We start from the raw sequence: 14089 nt of genomic DNA, 5'->3' as shown, positions 1-14089 counted from the left end.
CGCTTCTACAGAAAAAGAAAATAAGAATGCTGTTTACAGCCCATTTTTCAGAAAATAGCCATAAAGCAAAGGACGAGGGCATTTTAAGTTTACTTTTGTTTTAGCAGTTCAAACAGGCAAGCATTAATCTATGAGAATACTGGTCATTGAAGATGAGCCTAACGTGGCGGCATTTATTAAAAGAGGTCTTCAGGAACAGACGTTTGAAGTGGAAGTGGCCTATGATGGACTTACCGGTAAACGGTTGGCCCTGCAGAACGAGTACCAGGTCATTGTGCTGGACATCATCATGCCTCACCTGAGCGGGCTGGACCTTTGCCGACAACTGCGGCAAGAGCAAATCAAAACCCCCATGCTGTTGCTGACCGCCTTGGGAGCAACTGACGACATTGTAGACGGATTAGAAGCCGGGGCCGATGATTATTTGACTAAGCCTTTTAAATTTAAAGAATTGGTAGCGCGGGTAAGGGCTTTGGCCCGACGGGGAGAATCCTCTTCCTCCAGCAATCTATTGCAGGTCGGTGATCTGCAACTGAACCTGGATACCAAAGAGGTCACCCGAGACGGAAAATTGATTAACCTTACTGCCCGCGAATTTGCCTTGCTGGAGTATTTCATGAAGCGGCAAGGGAAAGTATTGTCCAGGATTGATCTGCTGGAAAACGTGTGGGACCTGAATTTTGATTTGGGCTCCAATGTGGTGGATGTATACGTAAATTACCTCCGCAACAAGATTGACAAAGAATTCCCCACTAAATTAATTCATACGGTGGTGGGCATGGGGTACATCCTTAAGAAACCGGAGGACGCGTGAATTTCCGGAATCAACTCACCCTCATTTTTTCCGGGCTTACCACGGCGGTGCTCATCTTCATGGGCATCATCATTTACTTTTTCGCGGAGCAATATACCCGGCGTCAGTTCTTCCAGCGATTGATGGACCGAGGCGTCATCTCGGCGCAAATGTACCTTGAGCGGGACGAGCTCAGTGTCGCTAGTATGAAGAAGGTGCAGCGAAAATACCTTCAGAGCCTGTCTGAGGAAACGCTCACCATCTATAACCGCGCCCGAACCCCGCAAGTGACGCCGGAAGCCCGGAGGCTTTCAGTTCCTGGCCGCGTATTTGACGAAATAGATAAAAACAAAAAAACCGAGTTTTGGCAGGGAAACAAACAGGGGGTGGGGCTATGGTATGAGGACAACCAAGGCAACTTCTATATCATTGTCTCCGCGGTGGATGTAACCGGAACAAGCAAGCTCCGAAACCTGCAGGAAATACTGCTCACCAGTGTTCTGATTGGCATCCTGGTCATGGTGGTTGCGGGCCATTTCTTTGCTAGAAAGGTCTTGCAGCCCATCGTGTCTATAGTACAGGAAGTGAACAAGATCAGGGCCTCCAACCTTCATTTGCGGGTACCGGAGCGGGAGAACCGTGACGAGATAGGAAATCTGGTGCAAACCTTCAATCAGATGCTGGATCGCCTGGAGACTTCCTTTTACATGCAGAAAAGCTTTATCGCGAATGCCTCCCATGAACTCCGCAACCCCTTGACTGCCATCAGGGGAGAGTTGGAAGTGACGTTACTGAAAGACCGTTCACCTAAGGAATACAAACAATCACTGGAAACCCTGCAGAAAGAAACAGAGCGGCTGGAAAAGCTTACCTCTGACTTAATTTTGCTGGCCCAGACGGGGTTTGATGAGCAAGCCGTTCGGCAAGAACTAGTACGCCTAGATGAAGTTTTGCTGGAGGTGAAGGCAAATTTGAATCAGTTGCTACCCCAGAACCAGATACAACTGGACTTATCGGCTTTGCCCGATAATCCTGATTTAATAACGGTTTGGGGAAACCGGAACCTGTTGCAGATTGCCTTGAAGAACGTGCTGGAAAATGCCTCCAAGTTCTCAGACCACAAAGAGGTGATTGTTACTCTTATTTTACAGGAGCAGCAGGTAATGGTGCAGGTCCAGGACAAGGGAATAGGTATTCCAGAACAAGAACTGAGCAGAGTTTTGGAGCCGTTTTACCGGGCCCAAAACGCCCGCACCCGCACCGGAACGGGAATCGGCTTGGCCATGACCGAAAAGATTTTGCGGCTGCATAGCGGCTCCATTCAAATCGACTCTTCTTTACAGAAAGGAACCACCGTAAGGCTTATATTTCCTGTAGCCTACTAATTACTGTTTTAGGCCTAAAATCTGAAAATAAGGCTCAAAATAGATTAATAAATTTAGGTGGCTTGGAGCCGTTATTCCTAAATTGTTCCTGCTTCAGTTAATGTTCATAAGAGTGTTCATAAGAGAAGAGGAGCATGGTTAAGACTAAGCATAATAAATAGTAATAATTGAGAACTTTTTTGAAGCTACTAGTAAGTGGATTTATGTAGAGATACTATCCTTTTGCTTCTCAATACCAAGGTATTGTTTATAGTACTCACCTTGATTGTTAAATGAGTTTTTTAGAATTTGACTAATCATGAATGATAAAGTTAATTCTACTTTTTTGTTAAAGTGTTTTAAGTCCTCTAGAAGATCGTAATTCTCAAACTCGTATTTTTTTACCAGTAGTTTAATTTTGTTATTCTCCAGATCTTGCCTGGAAAACTCATAAAACCTAAACTGATTTTTAAATCCAGCCAGGTTGCTTCTGAAATGAGTAGCGTGAGCTCCAAGTTTGTTACAAAGGTTTATAAGAGAAGAGCTATTCAAACCAGAAGAGATTTTTTCCTTTTCCTCCATCTTGTAAAGCTCCAATAGGTTTTCAACGGCCAACTTTTGCTGATAAACGGCACTTAAAAGTCCATACAGCCTTAAATAACGCCCACCTACTTCTGCTTGCCTTGAGGGTGCTTCCAACCCAAATTTCAGAAAGTTCTTTTTAACTAATTCACCCACGTCAATCAGGTAGATGGAATTGTGAAGAATATCTAAATTTACATATTTACCAAGGTAGTAATAGTCTTGTAATTCTTCTCTTGATAATGGATTTCCCTCATCTACCTTCCACTTTAAACCAACCTCGCTTAGAATTTGCTTTTGGAGATTGTTGTATTTCTCAATTAGAGTTTCCATATAGATTCTTTGAAAGTAGAGTTGGATAAATGAAATATTTGCTAATAGGGGTACCTTTAGGAGAATATGAACCTGATATAAAACTTGAATTATTTGGACAAAATATTCCTTAAATCACTCCTGATAACCTACCGTGCGTTTAAAGCCTTATTTGATAAAAACACCGAAAAAAGAACTAGTCTAAAATAACCGGGGCGGCACAAAGCCACCCCGATTCACTCAAGCACGGAACAATAACCAAACAGTTTAACCTATTAAAACTAAGCGGGCACGGCACCTGCATTCCGAGCTACGCGGGATGTGTTCCGTTTCTTGAGTGTTCTTTTATAAACGCTGTCAAAAAGCAGCGGAAAAATGAGCAAGGTTAGAATGGTAGCGCTGATAAGACCGCCAATCACCACAATGGCCAAGGGTTTCTGGGTCTCGGAACCAATGCCGGTGGAAAGGGCCGCGGGAAGTAGTCCGATGGCCGCCATCATGGCCGTCATCACCACCGGACGGGTGCGTTCTTTCACGCCCTCCTTAATGGCTTTGGCTAGCGGCATATCCTCTAAAAGGTTCTTCTTGAAAACCGAGATTAGGATGACCCCGTTTTGCACGCATATTCCGAAAAGAGCGATAAAACCAACCCCTGCTGAGATACTGAAATTGGTATGGGTAATCAGTAGGGCTAGAATACCGCCAATTAGGGCGAAGGGCACGTTCAGGATCACCAGCGCCGCGTCTTTCCCGTTGCCGAACAAAGCAAACAAGATCAGGAAGATGAGCACCAGACTCACCGGCACCACTTGCATCAGGCGGTCGGTGGCGCGGATCTGGTTCTCAAATTCGCCTTTCCACTCCAGGTGCATGCTTTTGTCCAGCTTTACGTTTTGGATTACTTTTTCCTGCGCCTCCTTAATGGTGCTGCCCAGGTCACGGCCTCGTACCGAGAACTTCACAGCAATAAAGCGGGCGTTGTCTTCGCGGTACACAAAGGCAGGACCGGTCACGCTACTGATCCGGGCGATTTCCTTCAGGGAGATGTTGCCGCCATGGCTGGTGGGAACCCGAAGGTTCTCTAACTGCTCCTCGTTATTCCGGAACTCCTGTTGGTAGCGTATTCTGATAGCAAACCTGCGCTCGCCTTCGTAGAGGCTGCTGGCACCTTTCCCGCCAATGGCCATCTCAATCACGGCCTGCGCATCGGCGGTGGAGACGCCGTAAGAAGCCATGCGCTGCTGGTCCAGTTCAATCTGCATTTCGGGCTGCCCGATTAAGTTGATCACGCCAAGGTCATCAATCCCTTCAATCTTGTTAAGGACGTTGTAGACCTTTTCGCCTACCACCTCCAATTGTTGCAGGTTATCGCCGAACACTTTCACAGCCATGGAGCCTTTCACCCCGGACACTGCTTCTTCCACGTTGTCCATGATGGGTTGCGAGAAGTTAAAGCTGATGCCTTGGTATGCCGCCAACTTGGTCTGCATTTCACTGATGAGTTCTTCTTTGCTTACTTTCCGCTGCCAGTTCTCTTTGGGCTTCAGGTCTACGTGCATCTCTATGTTGAAGAAACCGGTGGGGTCCGTTCCGTCATTAGGCCGGCCCGTTTGTGACATTACCTGTTTCACCTCGTCAAAAGAACCGATGGTTTTCCTGATCTTCTCTGACATTTCTATGGACTGTTTCAGGGAAGTACTCATGGGCATGCTGGCCCGCACGTATACCGCTCCTTCGTTCAGCTGCGGCAGAAACTCCGAGCCCAGGAACTTGAAGGTGAAAAGCCCCGCCGCCATGATGGCCAACGCCACTATCAGGCTTGCTCGCTTGTGCTTGTAAGTGAAGCTGAAGCCTTTATAAACGTACTTGTTCAGGAAGTTCACAAAAGGATTGTTTTTCTCCCGCACGTTTTTGTTCAAAAGCATGCTGGAAAGCACGGGCACCAGCGTGAGGGTAAAGAACAATGCACCCAGCAAGGCAAAGCCCAATGTGTAGGCCAACGGCGAGAACATTTTTCCTTCCACCTTCTGGAATGCAAAAATGGGCAGCAGGGCGGTGATGATGATTAGCTTAGAAAAGAAAATAGATTTCCCCAGATCAATGGCGGTTTTTTTAATGATGCCGCGCTTGGAAAGCAGATTATAGCGGGCCATACCTACCTCATGTGCCTTTTTATCCAGCACCACAAAGAGGCCTTCCACCATCACCACGGCTCCGTCAATGATAATCCCGAAGTCAATGGCCCCCATGGACAGCAGGTTCGCTGACATGCCTTTGAGACGCATACATACGAATGCAAAGAGCAAGGCTAACGGAATAATGATAGCCACCGTGATGGTCGTGCGCCAATCGGCCATGAACAGGAACACGATGGCCGTCACCAGTACAATCCCTTCCAGTAAGTTGTGCGATACCGTTTTAGTGGTGAAGCCAATCAGGTCTGAGCGGTCATAGAAAGGTTTGATCTGCACATCATCAGGCAGCACCTGCTCGTTCAGTTCGGTGATCTTGTTTTTAAGCGAGGCCAGCACTTCGCTGGGGTTCTCGTTTTTGCGCATCACCACAATGCCTTCGACCAGATTGGTTTGCTCGTCCCGACCCACATAACCTAGGTTAGGCAAGTGCGATTCTGTCACCGTAGCCACGTTCCGGATGAGCACGGGTACGCCGTTGCGGTCGGTGACCATCACGTTTTCAATCTCCTCAATGTTGTTGAGTTGCCCGATGCCCCGCACCACGTAGGCCTGGCCGTTCTTCTCGATCACATCGCCGCCCACGTTGAGGTTGCTCTTGGCAATGGCCTCGTACACGTCGGGCGCGGTGATGTTGTATTTCCCAATCAGGCTGGGGTCTACGCTCACCTCGTAGGTCTTTACTTCTCCCCCAAAGCTCACTACATCGGCAATCCCGGGCACGCCTTTCAGCTTGCGATCGATCACCCAGTCCTGAATGGTTTTAAGTTCGCGTACATCCTTGGTTTTGCTTTCCAGGGTGTAGCGGAAGATCTCGCCGGTAGGCCCCGCGGAGGGCTGCATTTCGGCGTCAATGCCCTCGGGCAAGTTCACGGTTGCCAATTGATTGGCCACCAACTGACGCGCATGGAAATCGTCTACCTCGTCTTCAAAGATCATGGTCACCACAGACAACCCGAAAAGCGAGATAGACCGCAGGCTGGTCTTTTTAGGTACCACGTTCATCTCCACCTCAATGGGAATGGTCACGAATTTCTCTACTTCCTCTGCGCTGCGGCCGGGCCATTGGGTGATGATCTGCACCCGGGTGTTGGTCACATCAGGGAACGCCTCAATGGGCGTGTGCAGGAAGCTGAAGATACCTGCCACCACAATGCCCGCGGTGATGAAAAAGACTAGGAACCGATTCTTGAGCGAGAACCCGATTATATTTTTGATAAATGAATTCATGGCAATTCTGAATAACTAGGACGTAGGTTACCCAATGCCAGACACAGAGTGCCCGACAATTTGAGTTTGCAGCCGTTTTTAAGAAAAGAGGCACAAAACGCTGGTGCGTTTATTTTGCTTTGGAGGCATTGTACACCAACAGCGGGTACTTACTGATGACGCTTTCTCCTTCTTTAAGGCCGTTTTTGAGGTAAGCAGTTTGGCCTACAGTTTTGGAGATCTGAACTTCCCTCATTTCCACATCACAACGCTTGCGGTACACCATCACGAAGTTTTTGCCCTGATCAAAGACAATGGATTGGGCAGGAATTGCCAACTGGTGGTCTCCATCTGGGTATTTCAACCGTATGTTGGCGAACATCTCGGGTTTCAGGGAGAAGTCTGGATTGACCAGGCGCACTCGTACTTTCATGGTGCGGGTCTCGGGGTCCAGCACGTTGAAGATGCGGTCTATTTTGCCTTTAAATACCTTGTCTGGGTAGCTGAGCGTGGTCACCTCGGCCTCATAGCCTTCTTTGATTTTAGAGATATCAGACTCAAATACGTTGGCCATGACCAAGATCTCGTTCATGCTGGAAATGGTGAAAATGTTGGTGTCATTGTCTGACCGGATCTGCATATCAGCGTTGATGTTTTTCTCTACCACGAATCCGGCAGAGGGGGCTTTCACCACGTACTCTGAGCCCTTGCCAATGCTGTAGATGCCATAGATCTGCTTCAGGCGTTGGACTTCCGCGTCAGCATTCTTCTTTTCCTGCTGGGCAGAAAGAAGCTCTTTTTCAGAAATAAGGCCCGAAGCGAGCATGTCTTTGGCTACTTCCAGGTTTTTCTGCGCCACAAGCTGTGCAGATTGTCCGGCAATGCGTTGCTGCTCAAATTCAGCGATCTCACCACTTCTGATTACAGCCAGCGTCTGGCCTTTCTGTACGTAATCGCCCAGTTCTACTTTTACGGTTTGCACGTGGCCACCTACCAACGGAAACACCTTGAACACTTTCTTTTCATCCAAGGCAATTCTACCGGCTAACTGCAATTGGTTCGCCACTTGCTGAAGCCGGGCAGTATCCATTCTTACTAAGTTGGAGAGCGTGTCTGTCAGGCATAGCTCATGAGGAGCCAGGGGAGAGGAGGCGAGGGATTTCTTTTCTTCCGAGCAGGAAGTGAAGAGGGCTGTTCCACTTAGCAAGGTAAGAAGCGGAAGTACTGCTATTCTTTTCATATACTTTCAAGTATTGGGAGATGATAGGGAGGGTTGACTTAGTAAGTGATGACCGGCTTGCCCACGGCGAAGTTGATTTCCTCCAGGGTGCGTAACCGATTGGTGCTGAGTTCCAGCAGTTGGGTAATACTATCAGTATAGGTCTCATAGTAATCAAGGAACTCAATGAGGCTGATGTTGCGGCGCACAAAGCTGGAGGTGACGCCTTCCAGTAGCCGGTCGAAGTCTTGCCGGAAGTTGGGGTCAAAGGAGGCGTAGAACTTCTGTGCTTCCTGAGCTTTTTGGTACGCCTGCATGACTTCATTCTCCACTATCAATTGCTGTTGGGTCAAAAGTTGCTGACTGCGTTCTATTTCATGTTTCGCCATTTTAATGTTTCCCTGGTTGCGGTTCCAAAGCGGGAGCGGCATGGACAGGTTCAACCCCACATAATCTCGGATGAAGTTGCTCTGGCGGTCATAATTCGCTCCTACCATTAGGTCTGGTACTGCCAGCGCTTTCTGTAATTTCAGGTTAGCTTGCTGTAACTGCACGTCCGTTTCAGCGGATTTCAAATCGAAGCGGTTTTCCTGGGCGGTTTCCAGTAATTGTAAATAAGAGAGTTGATCTCCTTTGGTATGGGTGAGGGCTGTTTCATCTACCACGGGTACCATTGCCGTCTTGGCGGGTGTGCCAGTGAGCAGCCTTAATTCCGCTTGCTCTTCCTGTATCTCATTCAGCAAACTCAACTGTTGGTTGCCTAGTTGAAAGGATAGTGCTTTAAGTCTGGTGATCTCTTTTAAAGGAATGTTGCCCTTTTTGTATTGTCCGTCTAAGGCCGTGACCAGCCGCTGCACCGCCTGGGTTCTTTCCTGCAATACTTGGTAGCCCTGTAGTTTGTAATGCAATTCAATGAAACTGGTGCGCAGGGCAAAGCGCAAGGTGCGAAGCAAATCAAAATAGGCTTGCTCGGTGAGCTGGGTATTCAGTTGCTCTACCTGTACCCGTTTGTTTCTTTTTCCGGCCAGGTAAAAGAGCTGATCTACTTGCATGTAGGTCTGTCCTTGTTTAGACAGGTCAAAGTACCGGCTGTTGGTAGGGTTATAGATACCTTGGTCTATGCTCAGGGTAGGATTCTCAAACAATCTGGCTTGAATAATAGCCGCACGGGAAGCCTCAATGGCAGATTTCTGTGCCAACAGCGGGATGTTTCGTTCCTGAAAGAGCTGTTCTGCCTCAGAGAGCGTGAGACGGAGCGAGTCTGAAGTCGCAAAGGTTTGGTTGGCGGGAGTTAGGGTACGTTGCGCAAGTACCGGCTGGAGGGTAAAGGCCAGCAGGAAGTGCAAAAAAATCAATTTGGGTTTCAACATGAGCATTCTGTTTAAGAATGTCCAAAAGTAGAGTGCCCAGATTAGAGGCTGATTAGAGCCAGATTAGAAAGTGATTAGAGAGGGAAGATGGGGCTATGAAGTGCTCTAAAGTACAGGTTTCTCGTTATTTGATGCCGTATTATACAAATTATTTTTCCTTTAGCCCTGCAAAGACCTCTTCTGCACAGCCATACATCACATTAGGTGTTTCACCTGGGAATCCTGAAACTCATGCCGGCGCCCAGGTAGTAGTCTGGAGCATTTTCTGAGATCCCGATGGCTGCTGAAAAATCAAACTGGATGTTGTACCATGGCGAGAACGTGATGCCTCCATCAGCCGAATGGCTCCAATTCAGGTTCTCGGGTTTTTCACCGAACAGCTCAATGTAACTGCCCCACCTATCAGAGAAATCAGTTCCCAAGGCCAGGGTATAGATGCCTGTTCCGGTAGGAGTGTCTCCATCCCATTCATAACCCAGGTTATAGCCCAAACTGAGTTTATCGGTGAGGGTGTGGGACAAAGAAAACCTGATTTCTGGGGCCACAAACGCCGGCCTGAATTCTGAGGAGCCGGATGGCAGCGTGAGGTGGCCAATAAAGGAAATCTCGGGCAAAAGACCTTTCTCCTCGGTTACATAGATTTTGGTGCCCACCGCAATAGCATTGAGACCCGCGGCTCTCAGGCGGCTTCTTTCCTGGTTTAATCTGCTTTGGCGCAGCTCCGTGATCAGGCGCAGTTCCATTCGGTCCAGCACCCCCCAACGGATCAGGGTGGAGGGGTACAAGTACTCTTCAGACCTAAGGCCTTTCTGATTTGTGACCTGTTTCTGAAAACCATTCTCAAACTGGAAAGTGCCCCTCGGGACAACGCTGGATGCCTCCGTCTGGTCAGGACGGTCGGTCTGAAGGGGAGAATGGGCCTTTGTGCTATCCAGAACTGCCTGGCCGAAACACAAAGAAGGAAGCAGCAGCAAAGTGAGTAGGGTAAAGGTTTTCATAGGCCTCAGCGTTTGAATTCACCCTTAAGGTACAGATAAACCTAATTAAAAGTTTAGGTTTGTCTAAAATAAAATTAAGGGAAATTAGAACGTAGGCAAAATGCTAGGAAAGGCCAGACCCATAAAAGAAAAAAAACGCTTACACCACCAGTAGCCCACAGGGTAAAGAGCCTGTTGTTTACTGGAGTGAAAGCGCCTTTTCTGCCGATTTTTAAATTGATTTGGGTAAATCGGGCTTAAATCGTAAAAATAGTATGCATGCCAACTATTTATTCATCATCTTCGTAATCTAAACCCATCATCTTGTTGTAGGCCTGCTGCAACTCGGAGAAGGCGTGGAGTTGGCCCGACTGCCGGCTCACCTGCATGCCTTTCTGGTACGCCTGTTTGGCAAGCTCCGGCTCCTCTAGCTGCAGATAGAGACTGGCTGCGTGGTAGTAGGTGCCTACATACTCTGGATGTTCGGCCAGCAGTTTTTCGTAGAAGAAGCGCGCCTTGGCGGGGTCTGTGGGACGGTACTCCGTCGCGATGGCGTACATAGTGAACGGATCGTTCGGATCTTCTTCATAGAAGGTCAGGAGTTGCGTCAATCTGCTGTTGGTCGTTTCCATTTGATGAATTATTCTTTTAAATTGCCCACAAAATTAACTTAATTAAGCTAACCCTAAGTTAAATGAAGATCTTAGTTTGCATTAGCAACGTGCCTGATACCACCACCAAAATAACCTTTTCGCCTGACGGCAAAGCGTTTAACACGGCCGGTGTTCAGTTTGTCATTAATCCATACGATGAATATGCCCTTACCCGCGCCATTGAGCTGAAAGAAGCCCAGGGTGGAAGTGTGACGGTTTTGAACGTAGGCGAAGCTGATACGGAGCCAAACATCCGTAAAGCCTTGGCCATTGGAGCAGATGACGCCATCAGAGTTAATTTGAAACCTACCGATGCTTTCCTTGTGGCTCAGCAGATTGCCCACTACGCCAAAGAAGGCGGTTATGACCTTATCTTGATGGGCCGCGAATCAATTGACTACAACGGTTTCCAGGTGCACGGCATGGTGGGCGAGTTGTTAGGCATCCCTACCATCGCGCCAGCCATTAAACTGGACGTGAACGGTTCTACCGCTACGTTAGAGCGCGAGATTGAAGGCGGTAAAGAGGTGATTGAAGCTGCGCTACCGTTGGTGGTGACTGCCCAGCAGCCTATGACGGAGCCCCGCATCCCTAACATGCGCGGGATCATGACCGCCCGCACCAAGCCTTTGAAAGTAGTGGAGCCGGTTGGCCAGGATGCCAAAACCAGTGTCCAGAACTATGAGTTGCCGCCTGCCAAATCTGGGGTGAAGATGATCCCCGCCGAGAGTGCCGGTGACCTCATTAAATTATTGCGTAACGAAGCTAAAGTTCTATAAGCATGTCAGTATTAGTAGTGATTGAATGCGCGAACGGCGAAGTGAAGAAGTCTTCCCTGGAAGCAGCTTCGTACGGGAGCAAAGTAGCCTCCGCCCTGGGTACCTCGGCCACCGCCGTTGCCATTGGTGATGTGCAGGCAGATGCCCTTACCCGTCTTGGCGAGCAGGGAATCTCCAAAGTATTATTAGACAATGACACCCGTCTGCAGGATTTCGTGGCTGCTGCCTACGTGAAAGTTATCGCCAAAGCTGCGGAAAGTGAAAACTCCACCGTGATTGTGCTGTCCAACTCCAACATCGGCGCAGCCATTGGCTCTCGCTTGGCGGTGAAACTAGGAGCTAGCTTGGCTACCAATGTGGTGTCTTTGCCGCAGATCAACGGTTCTTCGTTCACTGTGCGCCGCGGGGTGTTCTCCGGCAAGGCGTTCTCAGACGTGGAATTGACTTCCGATAAAAAAATTATCGCTGTTAAGAAAAATGCATTAGACATTGACAGCACTGCCGGCGGCACCGCTACGGTAGAAAATTTCTCCGCTGATCTTTCTGAGGCTGACTTCGCGACGGCGCCCAAAGAGACCATCCGCCAGTCTGGCGACATCCTGTTAACCGAGGCTGATCTGGTTGTTTCTGGCGGTAGAGGCTTAAAAGGACCTGAAAACTGGCATTTGATTGAGGATCTAGCGAAAGAGCTGGGTGCCGCAACTGCTTGTTCCAAGCCCGTGGCCGACGTTGGCTGGAGACCGCATCATGAGCACGTAGGTCAAACCGGTATTACCGTAAGCCCTAACTTATATATTGCTGTGGGTATCTCCGGAGCCATTCAGCACCTGGCCGGGGTTAACTCTTCTAAAGTAATTGTCGTTATCAATAAAGATCCGGAGGCACCTTTCTTTAAAGCCGCAGATTATGGCATTGTAGGAGACGCTACTGAGGTTGTACCTAAATTGATAGAAGCCGCCAAAGCTTTAGACAAATAGAAGAGAAACTGTGAAGAAAATTGAGCTAGAGATTCTTGGTTTGTCCTCAAGCCAGTCGCAATCTGGATCATTCGCCCTGGTGTTGGGCGAAAAGGAGGGAAGTCGCCGCTTGCCTATCATCATTGGTATGTTTGAGGCGCAGTCCATTGCCATTCAGATTGAAAAGATAAATCCTACACGCCCTCTCACGCATGACTTGTTCAAGTCTTTTGCTTTGCAGATGGAGGTGAACGTGCAGGAGATCATGATTTCGGATTTAAAGGAAGGGGTATTCTTCTCCAAAATTGTGTGCACCGACGGCGAAAAGGAGTTTGAACTGGATGCCCGTCCGTCAGACGCCATTGCCATTGGCCTGCGGTTTGGGGTGCCTATTTACACGGTAGAATCCGTTCTGTCTGAGGCCGGTATCATTTTAAGTGATATGGAGGAAGACGAGGACGAAGAGGAAACCGATGAAATCCCCACCACTTCTTCGGCCAGTGCCACCCCGTCCAGCAGCGGGAAAAGCAACCTCAAGGAAATATCTGTGGAGGAGCTTAACACCATGTTGAACGATGCCCTTGAAAAAGAGGACTACGAACGGGCCGCCAAAATCCGCGACGAATTGAACAAACGGAATTAAGCTGATTTGACCTTAAAAGAAAAAGTCTCAGGTGTTCGCCTGAGACTTTTTCTTTTATAGAAACTGAGAAATTTCTTCAATCTATCCCTTCAGCCTTTCATCAAGGGGTGAAGTATTTTGGGGCTTTTTTCTTGAAATCAGGCTCAAAACAAAATCTATTAACCAAGACCAGTTTTACGTTAATTTCTTGAAACCAGCCTTGAAACGGATTAGTGTTTCTCGTTGCGGTTCTGTTCTTCTTCCTGACGTTCTTCTTCCTCAATCTGCTCCACTTTCTTGGCATCGCGCATGAGTCGGTTAGAGAAGATGAAGTCGTTGAGTTCTTTGACGCGGGTGTCCATGATGGTACTGCTGTGGCCTTCCCAGAGTTTCTTGCCCTTGTAGAGGAACATCACGTTGTCGCCGTATTCCAGCACCGAGTTCATGTCATGCGTTACCACAATGGTGGTAATATCATACTCCATGGTAATTTCCTTGATGAGCTCATCAATGGTGATAGCGGTGAGGGGGTCAAGGCCTGAGTTGGGTTCATCGCAGAAGAGGTAGGTACAGTGCGGCGCAATGGCGCGGGCAATTCCCACCCGTTTCTTCATCCCGCCGGAAAGCTCAGAAGGCATTTTGCCGCCCGCGTTCTCCAGACCCACGCGTTTGAGGCAGAAATCTACCCGCTCTATGCGTTCCTCCCGATTCATATCGGTGAGCATGCGCAGGGGGAACTCTACGTTCTCAGACACCGTCATGGAGTCAAACAGGGCACTGCCCTGGAACAGCATCCCAATCTTGCGTCTTATCTCTTGTTTGATGTCAAGTTTGTTGTTGGCGAAAACGCGTCCGTCATAAGTGATGCTTCCCAGATCTGGTTTCACCAATCCTACGATGCATTTGAGCAGAACGCTTTTCCCGGTACCGCTGGCGCCCAAAAGCATGTTCATCTTGCCAGACTCAAAGTTCCCGCTGATGCCGTCCAGTACTTTGGTGCCGTTAAAGGTTTTATGGATGTTGTGTATTTCTATCATGATAGTTCAGCCTAATTTCAAGTG

The 14089-nt window shown here is 48.4% G+C and carries 12 protein-coding genes; 5 read left to right on the top strand and 7 right to left on the bottom strand.

The genetic code is table 11. The features are described 5' to 3' along the window. The first annotated feature begins 130 nt into the window (after window positions 1-130). Window positions 131-814, top strand: a complete 684-nt coding sequence (locus EFB08_RS05960) for a response regulator transcription factor (protein ID WP_123126035.1) — start codon at window positions 131-133, stop codon at window positions 812-814. Beyond that, a complete protein-coding gene (locus tag EFB08_RS05955) occupies window positions 811-2178 on the top strand; it encodes a sensor histidine kinase (protein WP_123126034.1) in 1368 nt (455 codons plus the stop codon). The genes EFB08_RS05960 and EFB08_RS05955 overlap by 4 nt, the downstream gene beginning before the upstream one ends. 201 nt (window positions 2179-2379) lie before the next feature. Here EFB08_RS05955 and EFB08_RS05950 read toward each other — a convergent pair whose 3' ends face one another. The 6 genes from EFB08_RS05950 to EFB08_RS05925 form a co-directional block, all read right to left on the bottom strand. Continuing rightward, window positions 2380-3072, bottom strand: coding sequence for a hypothetical protein (locus EFB08_RS05950; protein ID WP_123126033.1), 693 nt, complete (start codon window positions 3070-3072; stop codon window positions 2380-2382). A gap of 260 nt (window positions 3073-3332) precedes the next feature. Then, a complete protein-coding gene (locus tag EFB08_RS05945; RefSeq protein WP_123126032.1) occupies window positions 3333-6473 on the bottom strand; it encodes an efflux RND transporter permease subunit in 3141 nt (1046 codons plus the stop codon). 109 nt (window positions 6474-6582) lie between these two features. Next, window positions 6583-7692: an efflux RND transporter periplasmic adaptor subunit gene (locus EFB08_RS05940; RefSeq protein ID WP_123126031.1), complete on the bottom strand. Its 1110-nt coding sequence runs from the start codon at window positions 7690-7692 to the stop codon at window positions 6583-6585. Between the two features lie 38 nt (window positions 7693-7730). Continuing rightward, window positions 7731-9041 (bottom strand): TolC family protein, encoded by a 1311-nt coding sequence (locus tag EFB08_RS05935; protein WP_165864811.1) that lies wholly within the window; start codon window positions 9039-9041, stop codon window positions 7731-7733. Window positions 9042-9250: 209 nt separating this feature from the next. Continuing rightward, entirely contained in the window at window positions 9251-10039 is a 789-nt protein-coding gene (locus EFB08_RS05930; protein WP_123126029.1) for a transporter, read from the bottom strand. A gap of 269 nt (window positions 10040-10308) precedes the next feature. Then, window positions 10309-10650, bottom strand: coding sequence for a tetratricopeptide repeat protein (locus tag EFB08_RS05925; protein ID WP_123126028.1), 342 nt, complete (start codon window positions 10648-10650; stop codon window positions 10309-10311). Window positions 10651-10712: 62 nt separating this feature from the next. Between EFB08_RS05925 and EFB08_RS05920 the strand changes: the two genes are divergently transcribed. Genes EFB08_RS05920 through EFB08_RS05910 form a run of 3 tightly spaced genes read left to right on the top strand, consistent with a single transcriptional unit; the run spans window position 10713 to window position 13049 of the window. After that, the gene (locus EFB08_RS05920) at window positions 10713-11450 is read left to right on the top strand and encodes an electron transfer flavoprotein subunit beta/FixA family protein (protein ID WP_123126027.1); all 738 of its coding nucleotides are present in this window, start codon (window positions 10713-10715) and stop codon (window positions 11448-11450) included. 2 nt (window positions 11451-11452) lie between these two features. Then, window positions 11453-12427, top strand: coding sequence for an electron transfer flavoprotein subunit alpha/FixB family protein (locus EFB08_RS05915; protein WP_123126026.1), 975 nt, complete (start codon window positions 11453-11455; stop codon window positions 12425-12427). A gap of 10 nt (window positions 12428-12437) precedes the next feature. Then, the gene (locus EFB08_RS05910) at window positions 12438-13049 is read left to right on the top strand and encodes a bifunctional nuclease family protein (protein ID WP_123126025.1); all 612 of its coding nucleotides are present in this window, start codon (window positions 12438-12440) and stop codon (window positions 13047-13049) included. 209 nt (window positions 13050-13258) lie between these two features. On the opposite strand, the gene EFB08_RS05905 is transcribed toward EFB08_RS05910, so the two are convergent. Continuing rightward, a complete protein-coding gene (locus tag EFB08_RS05905) occupies window positions 13259-14065 on the bottom strand; it encodes an ABC transporter ATP-binding protein (RefSeq protein ID WP_123126024.1) in 807 nt (268 codons plus the stop codon). Window positions 14066-14089 lie beyond the last annotated feature (24 nt).

The organism is Rufibacter latericius, from assembly GCF_003721515.1.
GTDB classification, from domain to species: Bacteria; Bacteroidota; Bacteroidia; order Cytophagales; family Hymenobacteraceae; genus Nibribacter; species Nibribacter latericius.
The sequence above is the reverse complement of the archived record's forward strand: the minus strand, read 5'-3'. Positions and strand labels throughout refer to the sequence as shown.

What these genes read in the sequence shown, in the direction of transcription:
- EFB08_RS05960 (WP_123126035.1), top strand. Translation starts at nt 131, where the DNA reads ATGAGAATACTGGTCATTGAAGATGAGCCTAACGTGGCGGCATTTATT.
- EFB08_RS05950 (WP_123126033.1), bottom strand. Translation starts at nt 3,072, where the DNA reads ATGGAAACTCTAATTGAGAAATACAACAATCTCCAAAAGCAAATTCTA.
- EFB08_RS05945 (WP_123126032.1), bottom strand. Translation starts at nt 6,473, where the DNA reads ATGAATTCATTTATCAAAAATATAATCGGGTTCTCGCTCAAGAATCGG.
- EFB08_RS05940 (WP_123126031.1), bottom strand. Translation starts at nt 7,692, where the DNA reads ATGAAAAGAATAGCAGTACTTCCGCTTCTTACCTTGCTAAGTGGAACA.
- EFB08_RS05935 (WP_165864811.1), bottom strand. Translation starts at nt 9,041, where the DNA reads ATGTTGAAACCCAAATTGATTTTTTTGCACTTCCTGCTGGCCTTTACC.
- EFB08_RS05930 (WP_123126029.1), bottom strand. Translation starts at nt 10,039, where the DNA reads ATGAAAACCTTTACCCTACTCACTTTGCTGCTGCTTCCTTCTTTGTGT.
- EFB08_RS05925 (WP_123126028.1), bottom strand. Translation starts at nt 10,650, where the DNA reads ATGGAAACGACCAACAGCAGATTGACGCAACTCCTGACCTTCTATGAA.
- EFB08_RS05920 (WP_123126027.1), top strand. Translation starts at nt 10,713, where the DNA reads ATGAAGATCTTAGTTTGCATTAGCAACGTGCCTGATACCACCACCAAA.
- EFB08_RS05915 (WP_123126026.1), top strand. Translation starts at nt 11,453, where the DNA reads ATGTCAGTATTAGTAGTGATTGAATGCGCGAACGGCGAAGTGAAGAAG.
- EFB08_RS05905 (WP_123126024.1), bottom strand. Translation starts at nt 14,065, where the DNA reads ATGATAGAAATACACAACATCCATAAAACCTTTAACGGCACCAAAGTA.